This is a genomic window from Acinetobacter sp. YH12152, assembly GCF_013418285.1.
GTDB lineage: Bacteria > Pseudomonadota > Gammaproteobacteria > Pseudomonadales > Moraxellaceae > Acinetobacter > Acinetobacter amyesii.
The window spans coordinates 25,773-43,577 of record NZ_VPCH01000031.1 but is presented as its reverse complement, the minus strand read 5'-3'; the positions used below and the strand labels follow the sequence as shown (position 1 = coordinate 43,577).

At 42.8% G+C, this 17,805-nt stretch carries 10 protein-coding genes and 2 pseudogenes; 8 read left to right on the top strand and 4 right to left on the bottom strand.

Going from position 1 to position 17,805, the window contains the following annotated elements:
- Nucleotides 1-122 precede the first annotated feature (122 nt).
- From FTU83_RS11080 to brxL, 8 genes and pseudogenes are all read left to right on the top strand, one after another.
- A pseudogene (locus FTU83_RS11080) lies at nucleotides 123-527 on the top strand (RNA-guided endonuclease InsQ/TnpB family protein); the annotation flags it as partial.
- A 159-nt stretch (nucleotides 528-686) separates the two neighbouring features.
- Complete coding sequence (locus FTU83_RS11075; protein ID WP_180106523.1) at nucleotides 687-1,553, top strand: WYL domain-containing protein; 867 nt, start codon at nucleotides 687-689, stop codon at nucleotides 1,551-1,553.
- 10 nt (nucleotides 1,554-1,563) lie between these two features.
- Nucleotides 1,564-2,175, top strand: coding sequence for a DUF1819 family protein (locus FTU83_RS11070; RefSeq protein ID WP_180106521.1), 612 nt, complete (start codon nucleotides 1,564-1,566; stop codon nucleotides 2,173-2,175).
- A gap of 16 nt (nucleotides 2,176-2,191) precedes the next feature.
- Nucleotides 2,192-2,767: a DUF1788 domain-containing protein gene (locus FTU83_RS11065; protein WP_065184484.1), complete on the top strand. Its 576-nt coding sequence runs from the start codon at nucleotides 2,192-2,194 to the stop codon at nucleotides 2,765-2,767.
- Between the two features lie 41 nt (nucleotides 2,768-2,808).
- The gene (gene brxC / locus FTU83_RS11060; RefSeq protein WP_180106519.1) at nucleotides 2,809-6,489 is read left to right on the top strand and encodes a BREX system P-loop protein BrxC; all 3,681 of its coding nucleotides are present in this window, start codon (nucleotides 2,809-2,811) and stop codon (nucleotides 6,487-6,489) included.
- A gap of 46 nt (nucleotides 6,490-6,535) precedes the next feature.
- On the top strand, nucleotides 6,536-10,060 hold the full coding sequence (pglX, locus tag FTU83_RS11055) for a BREX-1 system adenine-specific DNA-methyltransferase PglX (RefSeq protein WP_180106517.1): 3,525 nt from the start codon (nucleotides 6,536-6,538) through the stop codon (nucleotides 10,058-10,060).
- 43 nt (nucleotides 10,061-10,103) lie between these two features.
- A complete protein-coding gene (gene pglZ / locus FTU83_RS11050; protein WP_180106515.1) occupies nucleotides 10,104-12,728 on the top strand; it encodes a BREX-1 system phosphatase PglZ type A in 2,625 nt (874 codons plus the stop codon).
- A 29-nt stretch (nucleotides 12,729-12,757) separates the two neighbouring features.
- Entirely contained in the window at nucleotides 12,758-14,797 is a 2,040-nt protein-coding gene (gene brxL / locus FTU83_RS11045) for a protease Lon-related BREX system protein BrxL (protein WP_180106512.1), read from the top strand.
- A gap of 124 nt (nucleotides 14,798-14,921) precedes the next feature.
- On the opposite strand, the pseudogene FTU83_RS11040 reads toward brxL, so the two are convergent.
- The 4 genes and pseudogenes from FTU83_RS11040 to FTU83_RS11025 all read right to left on the bottom strand — a co-directional run.
- Nucleotides 14,922-15,158, bottom strand: a pseudogene (locus tag FTU83_RS11040) (hypothetical protein); the annotation flags it as partial.
- Between the two features lie 196 nt (nucleotides 15,159-15,354).
- Nucleotides 15,355-16,065, bottom strand: a complete 711-nt coding sequence (locus FTU83_RS11035) for a serine/threonine protein phosphatase (protein ID WP_004827016.1) — start codon at nucleotides 16,063-16,065, stop codon at nucleotides 15,355-15,357.
- Nucleotides 16,047-16,769 carry a hypothetical protein gene (locus FTU83_RS11030; protein ID WP_159153672.1) on the bottom strand — a complete coding sequence of 241 codons (723 nt, stop codon included), beginning with the start codon at nucleotides 16,767-16,769 and terminating at the stop codon, nucleotides 16,047-16,049. Before FTU83_RS11030 ends, FTU83_RS11035 begins: the two co-directional genes overlap by 19 nt.
- The gene (locus tag FTU83_RS11025) at nucleotides 16,766-17,413 is read right to left on the bottom strand and encodes a hypothetical protein (protein ID WP_004827010.1); all 648 of its coding nucleotides are present in this window, start codon (nucleotides 17,411-17,413) and stop codon (nucleotides 16,766-16,768) included. Before FTU83_RS11025 ends, FTU83_RS11030 begins: the two co-directional genes overlap by 4 nt.
- Nucleotides 17,414-17,805: the final 392 nt, after the last annotated feature.

Below are 17,805 nucleotides of genomic sequence, written 5' to 3'. Positions count from 1 at the left end.
GTGGAGCGACAATTGATGTAATTCGAGAATACATCCAAAACCAAGAAAGACCCGACTGAAAAGGCGTGCTATCCATCTCCATCTAAATCACAGATTATAGATGGAGAATTCCGCACATTTAGTTAAAGGTAGCCAATATGTCGAAATCAGCGAAAGGCTCAATCGAGAAAAAAGGAAAGAATGTTAAAGCCAAATCGGGCTTAAACAAATCAATTCTTGATCAAGGTTTGTCGATGCTTGTCGATATGTTGGAGTACAAACAGCTATGGCGTGGTGGTTTGCTCGTCAAAATTGACCCTAGATATACAAGTCAAACGTGTAGCTCATGCGGTCATGTAGCGAAAGAGAATCGACAAACTCAAGCTAAATTTGAGTGTGTTGAATGTGGCTTTAGCGAGAATGCGGATATTAACGCTTCTTGCAATATTTTGGCGGCAGGACATGCCGTTTTGTCTGTCGAGGGAGGATGCGGTAAAGGTCGCCCTGTGAAGCAGAAAGCAAGTGAAATCCGTGAGGAAGTCACCTAAGAGCTTTTGCTTTTAGAATCCCCCACTTGAGGTAAAACGAAAGTGGCGGGAGTATGTCAACTGGTGATTGCAATACTACCTTAAAATACCGTAAAAAATGTTTACTGTATATTTGCTATGGGGTAATCTTAAAACTACTATTTATTGACTGATTGGTATATGACGACAGATAAGCATGAAGTGCTTCTCAGAATGAGAGCCATTGAACTCCTTGCATACTGGGAAGGTCGTTTGGTTACCAATCGTTTGATGAGCTGGTTTGGACTGAGTCGACAGCAGGCTTCTGCGGATATCAAGCGCTATAATACGCTGTATAACCCCGATGCCTTGATTCATGACCCCTCCGTCAAGGGTTATGTGCCTAAAGCCAGCTTCCAGCCTGTACTGACTACAGCGCATATCAATGAATATCTCAACATGCTGTCAGGTTTGGTTAGTGAATCGCATGCGCTGATTGCGATGCCAGAACCGAATCTTGCAGCAGTTCAATTACCTGATCGCAGTGTACGTCCTGAAGTGATTCGGGAAGTTTTGCGTGCCTGCCGCAACCAAAGTACTTTAAAAATGATTTATGCCTCCATGCAGAATCCGCAGTGGCATGAACGCATGATTTCCCCACATACCCTGGTGTATACCGGTTTTCGCTGGCATGTCCGTGCCTATTGCCATCAGAGCAAGCAGTTTAAGGACTTTTTACTCTCCAGAATTGATCGCACACCTGTTGTGGTGGCGATTGACTCAGTAGACCCTGCTCAGGATCAGCAATGGCATGAAGAAATTGTACTGACGCTGATCCCTAATCCAAAATTGAATGAAGCTCAAAAAGCGCTGGTCGAAAAAGACTTCGGCATGCCTGATGGCAGATTACAGATTCCGGTGAAAAAAGCCCTGGCTCACTATACTTTGCAGCGATATCAGGCCGCGATCACGCTGGCTGAGGCGGATGATGCCTTGAAATATCCCTTAGTGTTACAACGTTCAGATATCGAAAAGCTGTCGTCTTATCTGTTTGATCAAGCTTCATAGGAGATTGGCCATGTTAGAGCAATTTCATTATGACAGTGACCTGATTGGCGGTTCCCTGATGGTGCGTGAAAGCCGGCTGATCGCGGATCTGTTATTACGAGAAGCGACTCCAGAACAATGGCATCAGGCCATTCAGATTGACAATATTCTACAAAAAAGAACGCCTGCTTCAGCTCAACGCAATGCCACCGCTATTCGTAAGCGTCTGGAGCGCTTAGAGCCTGATTTCTGGAAAGCTTTGCGTGATGGGGATGATGAGCTGGCGACTCAGGTGGCTTTTTGTGGTGTATTGGAACGCAACTTGTTGCTGCTTGAGTTTATGGAAACGGTGATGAGGGATGCCTATATCTCTCAGGCGCAATACTTGGACAGTTATATCTGGTCAGATTTTTTGGATGAACGCTCACAACGTGATCCGGATATCTGTGATTGGAAAGAGTCCAGCAAGAAAAAAATGGGGCAGGTGGTGTTTCGCATGCTGGCAGAAGCTGGTTACTTAAAAAGTACCCGTAAGCTGGAGTTGCAGCGTGTGATCGTCAGAGCAGAGCTGCGTAGCCTGTTGGAAGAACATTATAAACAACGCATTAAAAGATCTATGGAAGTGTCGCTATGGACGCGGTAGTTGTAGAGGGGCAGCAATGAGTCAAGCAATACATGAGCGTCTGAATCAGATTCCAGAGCGAATTCTTTCCACCGAGTTTCTCACCGGGCAAGGACTGGGCAATGAAATTGGCTTCTGGATTTTTGATTATGCACCTGAAGATGAGTTGAAAGTGCGCGAATATCTGCATTTTCTAGACGGGATGCTGGAGAAAAAACACAGTCAGCTGAAGGTGGTGAATATCAACCTGCTGCAAGCCGTGGTGGATTATCTGGCTGAGCGTAACTTCATCGATAAAGCCATTCAAATGCAAAAAGCCAAAGGCGATGAGGCGCTGCTCAAAGCGCTGAAAGGCCCACTGCATATGGATAAGTTCGCGCCCTATCTGGTAAGTAAATATGCCACCAATGCGCAAGATATTGTGTTGATGACTGGGGTAGGGTCGGTTTGGCCACTGTTACGTGCCCATCACTTATTGAACAGTTTGCATTCGTTACTGGGGCATAAGCCAGTGGTGCTGTTTTACCCAGGTTATTACGACGGTCAAGCGATGAGTTTATTTGGAAAAATTCCAAGCAATAATTACTACAGAGCATTCAGATTAGTGCCTTAAACACGGCAAATAGAAATAAAAATTCGGGGGAATGGATTGAGATGAACATTAAAGAACTTTTTTACAAGCCATTAGATCGTGCGATTAACGGGGTCGTAAAAGCAGACCAGAATGACAATACCACGGTTTATCAGGAACTCGATGAGTATGTGGTCACCAATGAACTGGAAAAGCATTTTCGGGACTTTTTCCAGTCTTATGGCACAGACCTAAGCGATCCCTCGATTGCTAACCGAGTCGGCGTATGGATTTCAGGCTTCTTTGGTTCAGGTAAATCACATTTCCTGAAAACCTTGTCGTATATTCTGGCCAATAAAGTGGCACGTGATGCGCAAGGTAACGAGCGTAGCGCCGCAGAATTCTTTGATGAAAGCAAAATTCGTGATGCGTTTATCCGTGCGGATATTGGCAAGGCGGTCAGCCATCATGCCGATGTCATCCTGTTTAACATCGACAGTAAAGCCAGCTCCAATGATGATGGCAATCCGATCCTGAATGTGTTTTTACGTGTGTTTAACGAGTATCAGGGGTTTAGCGCAGATCATCCACATATTGCCCATATGGAACGTCACCTGAGCCAGAAAGGTGTCTACGAACGCTTTAAACAGGCGTTTGAGGAATCCAGTGGCATGTCCTGGCTAGAGGAGCGTGACGGTTATCAGTTCTATCAGGATGATGTCGAAACCGCGATTTCCCAAGCCCTCAACTTATCTGCTGAAGCTGCGCACAAGTGGTTTGAAGATTCTGAACAAACATTTAGTGTTTCGGTTGAAAACTTCTGTCAGTGGGTGAAAGAATATCTGGACAGCAAAGGACCGCAGCAACGGATATTGTTCCTGGTGGATGAAGTAGGTCAGTTTATTGGTAGCGATACCCGCTTGATGCTGACCTTACAGACGATTACTGAAAACCTCGGCACGATTTGTAAAGGCCGGGCTTGGATTATCGTCACCTCACAGGCAGACATCGATGCTGTTTTAGGTGAGATGTCTTCTTCCAAAGCCAATGACTTCTCCAAGATTGCTGGACGTTTTAAAACCCGTTTATCACTGTCCAGTTCCAATACCGATGAAGTCATCCAGAAACGTTTATTACGCAAAACCCCAGAAGCAGAAGCATTGCTCAGATCGGTGTTTGAGCAAAAGGGCGATATCTTAAAAAATCAGATTACCTTTGACCGTTCAGGTCCAACCCTCAAGAACTATGAGGGGCCAGAAAGTTTTATTCATAACTATCCTTTTGCGCCGTACCATTTCCAGCTGGTGCAAAAAGTATTTGAAGAAATCCGTAAAGTCGGTGCGACCGGTGCACACTTGGCCTATGGTGAACGGTCCATGCTGGATGCGTTCCAGATGGCCGCGAATGCGATTGCTACAGATGAAGTCGGTGCCCTGGTTCCTTTCTACCGCTTCTATACTTCAGTGGAAGGATTTCTGGATACAGCAGTGAAGCGTACCATCGACCAGGCAGAGCAGAATAAGACCCTGGATGGTTTTGATGTGCAGATGCTGCGTACCCTGTTCATGATCCGCTATGTCGATATCATCAAAGGTACGCTGGATAACCTGGTGACTTTGTCGATTGAGAAAATTGATGAAGATAAGCTGGCATTACGCAAGCGGATTGAAGAAAGCCTACTGCGTCTGGAAAAAGAGAGCCTGATTACTAGGAATGGCGATGAGTTCCTGTTCCTGACCAATGAAGAACGCGATATCACTCGTAAAATTAAAGCCACAGACTTAGCAGCTTCAGAAGAAAATAAAGAGTTAGCCAATCTGATCTTTAAAGATTTACTGCGCGATCAGAACAAATACCGCCATCAAGCCAACAAGATGGACTATCAGATTGGACGTTTTCTGGATGGTCATAGCCTGGATGGCAAGTATGAGAGCGATTTGAAAGTTGAAATCATTTCTCCACTGGATACGGAATATAACCTCTACACAGAAGCTTTCTGTATTGGTAAAAGCACCGAGGCTGAAGGGCAGATATTGTTTAAACTGGCAGACGATAAACAGTTCTTTAATGAACTGCGCACCTGGCTGAAAACCAATAAATTTATTCGCTTAAATGATGATGGCACCCAATCGGATATCAGCCGTATCCTGGCAGACCGTGGCCGTGAGAACCAGGAGCGTAAAAAACGTCTGCGTGCCCGGGTCGAAGAAATGTTGCTAGACGCGGAAAGTTATGCCTTGGGTCAACACCTACAACTTTCATCTTCAAGTTCAACCACCAAGCTGGATGAGGCTTGTCGTTATTTGCTGGAAAACACTTATACCAAACTGAGCTATCTGCAAGTCTATCAGCAGGATGCCTGGCGTGAACTGAACGCCGTCTTGACGGTGGATGATATGGCGCAGCTCGGATTGTCTCTGGATGGTGGTCAAACGAATCCGAAAGCACTACAAGAAGTAGAGCAGTACATTGCGCTACGGGCAACTGGTACCGAACGTATTCTGGTGTCAGATGTGGTGGATCGTTTTGCCAAACGCCCTTATGGCTGGCCAGATGCCGAGATTTTACTGCTGGTAGGTCAGCTGGCGGCAATGGGGCGGATTTCTCTGCAGTTAAATGGCGGCAGCTTACAGTTAAAAGATGCCTTTGAGCCTTTACAAAACAGCCGCCGTCGCCGTGATGTGTCGATCATTAAAAAGCGCCAGACTGATGATCAGGTGTTGAAACAGGCACGCCAACTCACCCAAGACCTATTCTCGGCCATGGGACCAGCGACTGAGAAAGAGCTATTTGAATTCTATTTGCAGCATTTTAAGACTTGGTTAGCCAACTTTAAGTCGTATAAGAGTAAAACTGATGTCGGGCAGTTCCCGGGCAAGAAAGTGATTGAAAAGTCGATTCTGACTTTGGAACGTCTGCTGGCGAATAGCGACAGCTTCGATTTCTTTAAGGCCGTGGTCGAGAACAAGGACGACTATCTGGATCTGGAAGAAGATTATCGTGACATTCATGAATTCTTCAGCAACCAGATGCCAAGCTGGCAACAACTGCAACAGGCCTTACGTCATTTTGAGAAAAACAAACAGGCGCTGGGCAGTGATGAGGTGGCAAAAAAAGCCCTCTCTGAATTACATCGCATTTCGACCATTGAATCACCATATGGTTTACTCAATAAAATCGCTGATTTGGTTCGCACTGTGGAAAGCGTCAATGAGCGACTGTTGAGTGAGAAGCGCAATCAGGCGATAGAACACATTGATGACAAGATCAAACAGTTAGAAGCCGAGATTAAAAACAGTGGCATCGCTACAGCTGAGCTGAGTAACAAGCTATTACGCCCACTACAACTGCTGAAAACAGATATTGAAGTGGAAACTAGCCTGTCCACCATCTATATGTTGCAAACCCAAACCGCCGTGGAGCGTTTTGATGAAGCCTTGTATGAGTTGGAAAGCGAAGTTCAGGCGGAAATCCAGCGTCAGGCCAAAGCGGCACAACTGGCTCAGAGCAAAGCAGAGAGTGTAACCAACACTGCAACCACCTCCAGTCCAGTTAGCTCAGCATCTACTACAAGTCCTGTACAGCCTGTGACAGCCGTAGTGCCACCGAAACCTGTTGTCGAAGTCGATGTTGCTAGCATTTACAGCAAAAGCTCAAGTAGTGTCTATCTGGAAACAGAAGAATCAGTGGATCAGTTTGTAGACGCACTCAAAGCTGAATTGAAAAAAATTGTGAGTGATAAAAAGCGTGTGCGTATCCGCTAACTTGGGTTAGGGATATCGGCATCAGTCATTAATTAAAGGTTTAAAGATGAATACCAGTAATATTAAAAAATACGCACCGCAAGCACGTAATGATTTTATCGCAGCGATGCGCAAGCAGGCCGCCAAATATGGCATCACCGCAGACAGCATTTTACCGGCAGAACAGAAAGGCGACTTGCTGCTGATTGGCGATCAGGTTTTTCCGCTATCAGTCATGAAACCACGTGACAAGCTGATCAAGCGCATTCAAACCAGCAGTTTTGAGCAGACGATTGATTATATCGCTTACAGTTGGTTTAACCGTCTCTGTGCGATTCGTTACATGGAATGCAAAGGCTTACTGGATCATGGTCGCCGTGTACTGAGTAGTGCTGATGGCAGTGCTGGCTTGCCACAGATTCTGGAAGAATGTTTGGATATTGACCTACCGGGTTTAAATGCTAGTCGTGTGGCTGAACTCAAGCTGGATGGCAATAAAGACGAAGAGCTGTATCGGGAACTGTTACTGGCTCAGTGTCATGCGTTGAATCAGGTCATGCCACTCCTGTTCGAACAGGTGTCTGATGAGTCAGAACTGTTATTACCGGATAACCTCACCAAAACCGATTCCTTGATCCGTGATTTGGTGAGCAGCATTCCGGAAGAAGATTGGTCGGATGTGCAGATTATTGGCTGGCTGTATCAGTTCTATATTTCTGAAAAGAAAGACCAGGTGATTGGTAAAGTCGTCAAGAGTGAAGATATTCCTGCAGCGACACAACTCTTCACCCCAAACTGGATTGTGAAATACCTGGTACAGAATAGTGTCGGTCGTTTATGGATGATGGCACAGCCGGAGAGTACGCTGGCCAGTGAGTGGGAATATTACATTCAACCAGCGGAACAGACCGATGAAGTCAATGCCCAGTTAAAACAATTGATTGATGTGCGGATCAGTGAAGATGGCGATACTTTAAACCCTGAAAGCATTACGGTACTCGATCCGGCCTGTGGTTCGGGGCATATTCTGGTGGAAGCTTATGACTGCTTAAAAGCGATTTATTTAGAACGTGGTTACCGCAGCCGTGATATTCCACGTTTGATTTTGGAAAATAACCTGTACGGGATTGATATCGATACCCGTGCGGCACAGCTTGCGAGTTTTGCATTGCTGATGAAAGCGCGTGAGGATGACCGACGTTTATTTAGCAATCCACCAAAACTGAATATCATTGCGTTACAGGATAGCCAGCCGGAACGTTTGGATGCATTCAGTCAGGATTTGGCAAGTACTGGTATTGCTCAGACCGATTTAAAAGAACTGCTAGACCTATTTGAACATGCTTCTACTTTTGGTTCTTTGATCCAAATTCCTCAAGCATTTGCAAAGAAACTACCTGATTTAGAAACAAAGCTCAATACAGCATTAGAGTCTGGTGATATTTTTGCACAGCAGTCAGCACAAGAACTGTTACCTTTAGTTCAACAAGCTAAATTACTTGCTAAACAATATGATGCAGTGATAGCTAACCCACCGTATATGGGTAATAAATATATAAATCCAAACCTTAAAACCTATTTAACGAAAAACTATAAAGGTTATGATAAAGATCTATTTTCTGCATTTGTGATTAGAAATTCGTTGTTTATCAAAACAAATGGGCAACTTGGTTTTATGACACCATATACGTGGATGTCATTATCATCTTATGAAAAATTAAGAAAAAATTTATCTAAAAGTAAATCAATAACTTCTTTAGTAAAACCTTCCTTTACAATGTTTTTTGATTCAGCAATTGTTTCTGTTGTAGCATTTACAGTAGCTAATACTGTTGAGAACATAAATGGTACCTATTTCGATCTAGGGCACTTAGGTTCAGCTGAATCACAACCAATAAAATTCTTAGAAACTATAAACTCGAATGATTCCACATTGAAATTTCTTTCATCACAGGAAAAATTTAAAAAAATTCCTGGTAGTCCAGTTGCTTTTTGGGTGAGTGATAAAGTCGGAGAAATTTTTGAAAAAAACCTAGCGATTGGTAATATCGCAGATGCTGTGGTTGGATTACAAACAGGAGATAACAATCGTTTTTTACGTTTTTGGCAAGAAGTTAGTATTCAAAGAATTGGTTTTCATTTTGAAAATAGGGAACAAGCTAAATTTTCAAATAAAAAATGGTTTCCTTATAATAAAGGAGGTGATTTTCGTAAATGGTATGGTAATCAAGAACTTATTGTTAACTGGGAAAATGATGGTTTTGAAATAAGAAACTTTGTAGATGCAAATGGTAAACAACGATCTAGACCACAAAACACAGAATTTTACTTTAGACAATCAGTGAGTTGGTCATTCATAAGTGCCTCATATTTTGGTGTTAGATATTATCCAACAGGTTTTATATTTGATGTCGGAGGGTCTTCTTTATTCCCAAAACATAATCACTACAAAGTAATTACTGGATTCTTGTGTTCATATATAGCTCCACAATTAATGAAAGTCGTTAATCCTACTGTAAACTTTCAGGTAGGTAATATTCAACAATTACCTTATATTGAAGTGACCGAAAAAAATAACCATGTAGAAACATGCATTCAAATTGCAAAGTATGACTGGGATTCTTATGAAACATCATGGGACTTTACTCAAAACCCAATCATCCGCACTCAACAGCTAAACTTAGAACACGCCTTTACAGCCTGGCAGCAACAAAACTCTGACGCCGTAGCTGAAATGAAACGTTTGGAAGAAGAAAACAATAAGCTATTTATTGATGCTTATGGTTTACAGGATGAACTCACCCCAGATGTACCCGATGAGCAAATCACTTTAACCCGAGCTGATCGTGAAAAAGACAGCCAGCGTTTAGTTTCTTATGCGCTTGGCTGCATGATGGGACGTTATAGCTTGGACGAACCAGGTCTGATCTATGCTCATGCAGGCAACCAAGACTTCGATGCCAGCCGTTATCAAACATTCCCAGCTGATGCTGACGGCATTATTCCACTGACCGAAATGCACTGGTTTGAAGATGATGCTACACATCGTATCCAAGAGTTCTTAACTGCCGTTTGGGGCAAAGACACGCTAGATGCCAATATGTTGTGGCTAGCAGAAAGCTTAGATAAAAAAGCCAATGAAACCGCTGAAGATACGATTCGCCGTTACCTAGCGAGTAAGTTCTATAAAGACCATATGCAAACCTATAAAAAGCGCCCGATTTACTGGTTATTCAGCAGTGGTAAACAGGGCGCTTTCCAGGCGTTGGTGTACTTGCACCGCTATAACGAAAGTACCTTGGCACGTATGCGTACTGAATACGTTATGCCACTCATTTCCAAAATGTCCGCTATGGTCAATTCTTTGCAAAGTGAAATCGAAAACAGTGATTCTGCTGCTGAAATCAAACGAAAAGAGAAAGAGCTGCAAAACTTGCATAAGCAACAGGCTGAACTCAGTAGTTTTGAGGAAAAACTGCGTCATTATGCCGATCAGCGTATTACGTTAGATCTGGATGATGGGGTGAAAGTCAATTATGGCAAGTTTGGGGACTTGCTGGCTGAAGTGAAAGCAGTGACGGGGGAGAAATGATGAATGCTTTTTCTCCGGTACTAGACCTTGATGAGGTCGTTGCATGAATTTAAGTCAACTACAACAAGGTCTGGAACAAGCCTTTTATATTGAACAGCACCGGATTGTCTTCTGGTACGATGCGGAACAGTCCTTCAGCGAAGAAGTAAAAGCTTTAAATCTGGGGGATGTCCAGATTCTGAATATGGCAGAAGAATCCAGCCTTGCGATTAAGCTTAAACTGGAACTTGAGGATCAGCAGGGTAAATACTTGCTGTATTTCCCAAGTGCTGAGCCTGAAACTGAAAAAGACTGGTTACTGGACATCAAGCTGTATTCACGCAGCTTCTATGCCGATCGTTTCTCGATTATTTTCAATGAGCTTGGGCTACAGCAACAAAGTTTAAGAGAACATCTGGCCAAACGTGAAGAGTTCCTTAAAGCCAAAGCACGTCTGAGCGCGTTAAAACGCTATATCCAGCCTGATGCAGATGCACAGGATCTAGATATGGCCATGATTGCAGCTGTGGTCAAGGCCGACAGTGCCGAGCTGATGCATATCGTTCTGGCGCTAGCAGATGAAATGGTACAGCAGAATCTGGATCTGGAAGTGAATCCAGACTCCTTTGCTGAACTGGAAAAATTCCAACTAGTGCCAGCTTTAGTCACAGCATTACAGGCGGAAATTGGTTATCCAGCATCGGTTGAAGAATTGAATGGGGAAGCACCATTCAAGCTCGGTACGTTCTTTATCCGTTTGATGACTACAGGTTTCTGTGAAAGTCTGGGCGATATACCGCTATGGGCTCAGGAACTGGTGATGTCATCCGTCAGCTCCCGTGCGACGGCTAGAGCCTTTTTGTCGCGCTGGAGAGACAGTTCTAAATACTACCCAACCTTCGATACACTCTCCCAGACCGTGGCCAATGCACTGCGGATCCAGGAGAAGGTCGGGGCCTTTGATCTGGGGCAGCTGCTGGATGTCATGACTTTTGAAGTGATTGAACAAAAGATCATTGTCGATCTGTCCAGCCAGATCCCTGCAGCAACCAAAGCTGAACTGGAACATTTCAGAACGATTATTTCTACCCGTTTGGATGGCTATTGGGCTTCCAAACATAAGGATGATGCAACCCGCCGTAAATATCGCACTGTCTATACAGCGTTGCAGGCAGCCATTGACCTGTTCAGTCTGCGACTGCTGTTTGATTCTGGGTTCTATTTCGACTCCAGCGAAGCCTTGTATAAAGCCTACGAGCAGGAGCTGTATCGCTTTGATATGGCATATCGCCACTACAGTGCTGCTTCTCAACGCGCTCATGTCGATATCCTGAAAAAACTCGATGAAGAAGTCGAAAATTGCTATTCCTACTGGTTTATTGACCACTTGGCACGAAACTGGGGAGAGCGGATTGAAGCTGAGCAACGCTTGAATGTCTGGAAAATGGCAGATATCCCAAATCAGCAGAACTTCTATGATATCCATGTCAGACCCTTACTAGGTTCTGCAACGAAACGCCGTATTGTGGTGATCATCAGTGATGCTTTCCGCTATGAAGCTGCAGTAGAGCTGCGTGATCGTATCAATGAAAAGCGTTATTCTGAAGCGACATTGTCTTCACAGCTGGGCGTTGTGCCAAGTTACACCACACTCGGCATGGCTTCGTTGTTGCCGCACCAGACTTTGGAGTACAAAGAGGCCGCAGGGGATGATGTTTTAGTAGATGGGCAGTCCAGCAAAGGGACTGCAGCACGATCCAAAATTCTGGCAGCCTATAATGGATTGGCGGTTACCGCTGAAACTGTAAAAAGTTGGTCGCGTGATGAAGGCCGTGAAGCACTTAAAGACCATGATTTGATTTACGTTTATCACAACGTGATTGATGCTCGGGGAGACAGTGCCTCTACAGAATCAGAAACCTTTATGGCGGTGGAACATGCCATTGAAGAGCTGACTGAACTTAGCCGCAAAATCTTGATGCATTTCAATATTTCTACCCTGTTGGTCACAGCCGACCATGGCTTCTTGTTCCAGCAAAGTAAACTAGAATCTGCGGATCGTTCAAGCTTGACTGAAAAACCTGCCAATACATTGAAAAGCAAAAAACGCTATGTGATTGGGCATGGTTTACCAGAGAGCAAGGAAGCATGGAAAGGCTCAACCCAAGCTACGGCAGGTACACTATCTGCGACTGATTTCTGGATTCCAAAAGGGGCGAACCGTTTCCATTTTGTAGGAGGCTCACGTTTCGTGCATGGTGGCATCATGCCTCAGGAAATCGTGGTGCCTGTACTGACGGTAAAACAGCTGCGTGGTGAAAAGGCCGGACAACGAACCAAGCGTAAAGTTGAGGTTATTTCTACCAAATCCACGCTGAAGATGGTCAATAACATCCAGAAGTTTGATTTGATGCAAACCGAAGCTGTCAGTGAGCTGGTCATGCCAGTGACCCTGTCGATTGCCATTTATGATGGGGATCTCAAAGTGTCAAGTGAAGAAACCTTGACCTTTGATAGCAGTACCGACTCTGTTGCCGATCGGGTAAAACAGGTCAGACTGTCATTATCTGGCACTGATTTTGACCGTAAGAAAGATTACTTCCTGGTACTGAAGGACAAAGACCTTAATATCGAGATGCAACGCTATAAGGTCACCATTGATCTGGCATTTACCGATGACTTCTTCTGATAACGAATTAACGATAGAGCGTAGCCTACATGGAATCTGCTAACGATAAAGAACTGGATCAGCTGCTGAATGAACACTTTGCTGGGCGGGTGGTACGTAAGGATCTAACTAAACTGATCAAAGAAGGGGCAAATGTCCCTGTCTATGTACTTGAATACCTGCTGGGAATGTACTGTGCCTCGGATGATCCAGAGATCATTGAACAGGGACTACGTAACGTAAAGACCGTACTGGCTGAGAACTACGTCCGTCCTGATGAAGCCGAGAAGGTGAAATCCCTGGTTCGTGAACGGGGCAGTTATAAGGTCATTGATCGGGTCACGGTGAAGCTGAATGAGCGTAAGGACAAATACGAAGCCTCCTTTAGTAATTTGGGTATCAAAGATGCCGAAATCTCGGCAGGCATCGTCAAAGAGTATGAAAAATTACTTGTTGGTGGTATCTGGGTCATTGCTACGCTCAGCTACTACTTTGATGAAGGGCAGACCAGTTCTCCATTTGGGGTGAGTTTACTCAAGCCGATTCAAATGCCGAATATGAATATGGATGAACTCTTCAGTGGCAGAGCAGCATTAAGCACGGATCAGTGGCGCGAGAGTTTAATCCGTTCGATCGGCATGGAACCGGCTTCGCTAAAAGAGGACGTGCAATGGCACCTATTAGCACGTATGGTTCCGTTCGTTGAAAATAACTATAACGTCTGTGAACTTGGACCACGCGGTACCGGGAAAAGCCATATTTACAAAGAGTGTTCACCGAATAGTATTCTAGTTTCAGGTGGGCAAACCACTGTCGCCAATCTGTTCTATAACATGAGTAGCCGCCGTATTGGTCTGGTTGGACTCTGGGATGTGGTGGCCTTTGATGAAGTCGCTGGTATTTCCTTTAAGGACAAAGATGGCGTACAGATCATGAAAGACTACATGGCCTCTGGATCTTTTGCCCGTGGTCGTGAACAGATGGAAGCCTCAGCTTCGATGGTTTTTGTGGGTAATATTAACCAAAGTGTGGAATCTCTGGTTAAAACAAGCCATCTCTTGGCGCCGTTCCCTGAAGCCATGATTGATTCGGCATTCTTCGATCGTTTTCATGCTTACATCCCCGGCTGGGAAATTCCCAAGATGCGCCCGGAGTTCTTCACCAACCGTTATGGCCTGATTGTTGATTATCTGGCTGAATTCTTCCGGGAAATGCGCAAGCGTAGCTTTGCAGATTCCATTGAGAAGTACTTCAAACTCGGAAATAACCTGAATCAGCGTGATGTGATCGCCGTTCGCAAGACGGTTTCTGGATTGATGAAGCTGCTCTACCCACACGGTCAGTTTAATAAAGAAGATGTACGGCAATGTCTTCAATATGCACTGCAGGTGCGCCGTCGGGTTAAAGAACAGCTGAAGAAAATTGGAGGGATGGAATTCTATGATGTGCATTTTAGCTATATCGACAATGACACCCTAGAAGAGCACTTTGTTTCCGTCAAAGAGCAGGGGGGTGGCGGACTGATTCCTGAAGGTCCAGCCAAGCCAGGTTTTCTGTATACCATCGGGCTCAGTAATAAAGGCATGCCGGGGTTATACCGCTTAGAACTTCAAGTGACCAAAGGTTCTGGAAAATTGGCGACATCAGGCTTATGGAATTCAAGCAGTGCCAAGGAGCAGGTCAAAATCGCATTTGACTACTTCAAGGCCAATGCATCCAGAATATCGGGTGGCAGTAAGGTGCTGGAACATGACTTCCACTTACATGTGGTTGAATTACAGAATACCGGGCCGCTCAGCCATCTTGCCTTACCAAGTTTAGTGGCTTTCGCTTCTGGCCTGTTAGGACGATCGGTACAAAGTCAGATGGTGGTACTGGGTGATATGAGCTTGGGTGGTTCTGTGACACCGGTGGAAAGTATTGCCGAATGTCTGCAAGTTGCTTTTGATGCTGGTGCCAAGAAGGTTGCTTTGCCAATGAGTAGTGCGGCAGATATCCCAACGATTCCTGTGGGACTGTTTACCAAGTTCCAGACCAGCTTTTATGCAGATCCGGTAGATGCTGTGTTTAAGGGGCTAGGGGTGGATTAATTTCATATCTGTCTGGAAGAGTTACAGTAGATTGTTTTAAATTCAGTTTCTCAAGTTAAACACCATGTTGTAAAAGCATAATACTGCCTCTTTTAAAGAGCTAGTATTTTAGTGGGGGATTACCCTTCATTTTTTCTTGATCAGATATCTGTTGTATTTTGACAGGATTTTGTTGATCTAAATATTTTTGATACCAAACACGCAATGTTTCAGGAGTACAACCGATTTTAGGAGCAATAGCTGTGATTGCTGCCCAAGTAGAAGGATAATCTTTTTCAGATTCAATTAGTAATTGAACCGCTCTTTCTCTGATTTCAGGGGTCAATTTTACTTTGCCATTTGTAAGGTAAAAGGGGGCAATTTTAGAATGCCGTTGACAATGTATCGCCTTTTGAGTTTGAAGCAATGTACAATGATAAGATTAACCCGTTAGGTCAGGTGGCCTAACTTAAATAAAAATTCTCCGACAAACCCGGTACGGTTCATAGCGAGTATCTGCTTATAAAAATTAGGTTTATTTGATTTTAACATCCGAATTGGGTATATGAGACTTTATGTTAAATGAATGATATAACCCATAGAGAAATATCATCAAATAATGAAGATACTTCGGATAAATTTTTGCTATAAATTATTGTTTTTATATCATTTTCTGAAAGCTTCCAAAATCCATCGGATGCTAGAATATATGTGGATTTTTTTTCAATATCTAAGGTCTTAAAGCTCAAGGGTTTTAACTTTTTTGTATTAAATGACTTGGTGACAATATTATCATTTGAAGAAGACCTAAGTATCATTTCGATACTTTGGGGATCTGTTTGATTATTTAAGCTCATCGCTAAATTATGAGGATAAGTAATCCAACTGATTTGTTGCTCATTATTGATTTTCCCAAGTCTGCAATCACCCAAATGTGCTGAATAAATTTGAGTCTGACTAAAAATAACCATCAAAATACTCATTGCTGCAGGTCGCAATTTTCCCCGATGTTCTATATAAAAATTCTCTGTTAGACGTTCAAAAAAATCATGTATATCTTGTGTAGTATTATTTAATTGAGCAAAGACGTCCTTCAAAGAAAGCACATAAGCCTGAAAATTTTTAACTAGTATGTCGCTGTTTTTACATCCCCCATGACCATCCACTACGTAACAAAAATATAGATTTTCATTATCAGTAAGGTTCCCTACAGCATCGATTCCAAATTTTTCTGGTGCGCTAAGATTCTGACATAAGGAAAAGGAGTTTATTAATATGCTTTTGGCCATTGTTTTATGATCGCTTGAATTACTTGTAAAGCTCTTTCTCTTGAGCCAAATCTACATTGATCTTCCATTATGATTTCAAAATCAGTTAATTCAGTGAGTTTTTTAAATTGGTCAGATAAGTAATCTTTGAGTTCTGTTGGAGCATTATAGACTTCTTCAACTAAGGAGGATCGTCCCAAGCAAATTGTGATGATATCTTCTAAGTCTTTGCTATATAAGGGATCTTCTTTACGGCCATGTAATGCTTCAAACTTGGTTGCTAAGAAATATTCAGGCATTAAGGTATTGATAATTAAATTATTTCCTAGCTTATACTCTACTTTTTTCTTATAAGCTTCTAGATACCAAGAATTAGAGAAGCCTAAAATTTTTTCATCAGTGGGCATAAAGTCTACAATTAGATCTTCCCCTAGTTGGTAGCGACAAGTGAAGTCCGTGTTCTTTTCAAATGGATCTGAACTTTGATAATTTTTAAACCCTAGTTTTCTGACTTTCTCATCTAACTCATACCATTGGGTTGTAGTCTTTATATCTACAATTAAATCAACATCTTGAGTGTATCTAGTTGATAAAGATAAATTTTCTGGATCTAAAAACAGGCTAGTAGTGCACCCTCCAATAAATACTAGGTCTTTGATAAGATCCTCGCTTAAAGCACTTATAACCTGCTCTAGCATCTTCATTTGTGTTAAAGCATTATTCATTGTAGATACTCACGTAATAACTTTTCAGCTATTTTCTTTTCCCTTGGGGAACCTATTCTAAACACATCAATAAGAGCAAAAACTTCATACAGGAAATTATCATCTAACGCTGCATATGGTACAGATTTATATAATGGTTCAACTGCTAATCCTGAAATTGATTGATAGCTTTGAGCGGGCCAAATATAAGGTAATGAAGAAGAATACGATAAATGATCTGAAAGTTTTTTATTATTGAAAACAGTAGGAATACCAATATCAATAGCACCAACTTCTGTATGGAAAAAGTATTGAAAACTGTAAATAATTAGGTCTAAGAGAGCTCTTCTATTGGTTTTCCATTGCATTTCTACTAGCTCTAATCGCTTAAATGGTGAATTAGAGGTTACGATCAATAGCCCTATCTTGATTAAACGCTTTAAAGATTCTGCAACCTCACTTTTACTAATAACTACTGCTTCAGCCAACCCTCTGATTGATAAAGAATCATAAAAAGCACTTAATTTTAAAAAGATATCTAACTGCTCATCTTCTAATTTATCCCACTCAAGTTGTGCTTCTGAATAGTATTCTTTGAATATCTGGTGCTGATTCTCAATAGAGATCAGTTTTACGAGAACTAGAATGTCTTGAGGTTTAATCATATTAAGTTACCTTGTCCTTAATCCGTGGACTGAATTCATATTTGATCAACTCATTACACTATTTGCAAGTATTTTTTAAAAATAATATTAAATAAAAAAGCCCGACATCTTGTCGGGCTTTTTCATGTTTGGTGCTAGGTAGGGCTGTCTACCTAATAATCCTGGTGCTAGAACTTATCGTTATTGTTTTATGTTCCGGAACGTCCTGTTCCTGTATGACTTCATCATAAGTAAAAAACCGCAGCTGCCCTAGCCGCAAAATCCCTAAATCTCTGTGCGCCAGGGCGTACAAAAATGGCTAAAAGTTGTCCCGGTTTTATCCGCAGAAATTGGGGATAGTTGGTGTCTATGTCGGATAACCGCCATTATATTTAATAAAAGTATAAGATCAG

What these genes read in the sequence shown, in the direction of transcription:
- FTU83_RS11075 (WP_180106523.1), top strand. Translation starts at nt 687, where the DNA reads ATGACGACAGATAAGCATGAAGTGCTTCTCAGAATGAGAGCCATTGAA.
- FTU83_RS11070 (WP_180106521.1), top strand. Translation starts at nt 1,564, where the DNA reads ATGTTAGAGCAATTTCATTATGACAGTGACCTGATTGGCGGTTCCCTG.
- FTU83_RS11065 (WP_065184484.1), top strand. Translation starts at nt 2,192, where the DNA reads ATGAGTCAAGCAATACATGAGCGTCTGAATCAGATTCCAGAGCGAATT.
- brxC (WP_180106519.1), top strand. Translation starts at nt 2,809, where the DNA reads ATGAACATTAAAGAACTTTTTTACAAGCCATTAGATCGTGCGATTAAC.
- pglX (WP_180106517.1), top strand. Translation starts at nt 6,536, where the DNA reads ATGAATACCAGTAATATTAAAAAATACGCACCGCAAGCACGTAATGAT.
- pglZ (WP_180106515.1), top strand. Translation starts at nt 10,104, where the DNA reads ATGAATTTAAGTCAACTACAACAAGGTCTGGAACAAGCCTTTTATATT.
- brxL (WP_180106512.1), top strand. Translation starts at nt 12,758, where the DNA reads ATGGAATCTGCTAACGATAAAGAACTGGATCAGCTGCTGAATGAACAC.
- FTU83_RS11035 (WP_004827016.1), bottom strand. Translation starts at nt 16,065, where the DNA reads ATGGCCAAAAGCATATTAATAAACTCCTTTTCCTTATGTCAGAATCTT.
- FTU83_RS11030 (WP_159153672.1), bottom strand. Translation starts at nt 16,769, where the DNA reads ATGAATAATGCTTTAACACAAATGAAGATGCTAGAGCAGGTTATAAGT.
- FTU83_RS11025 (WP_004827010.1), bottom strand. Translation starts at nt 17,413, where the DNA reads ATGATTAAACCTCAAGACATTCTAGTTCTCGTAAAACTGATCTCTATT.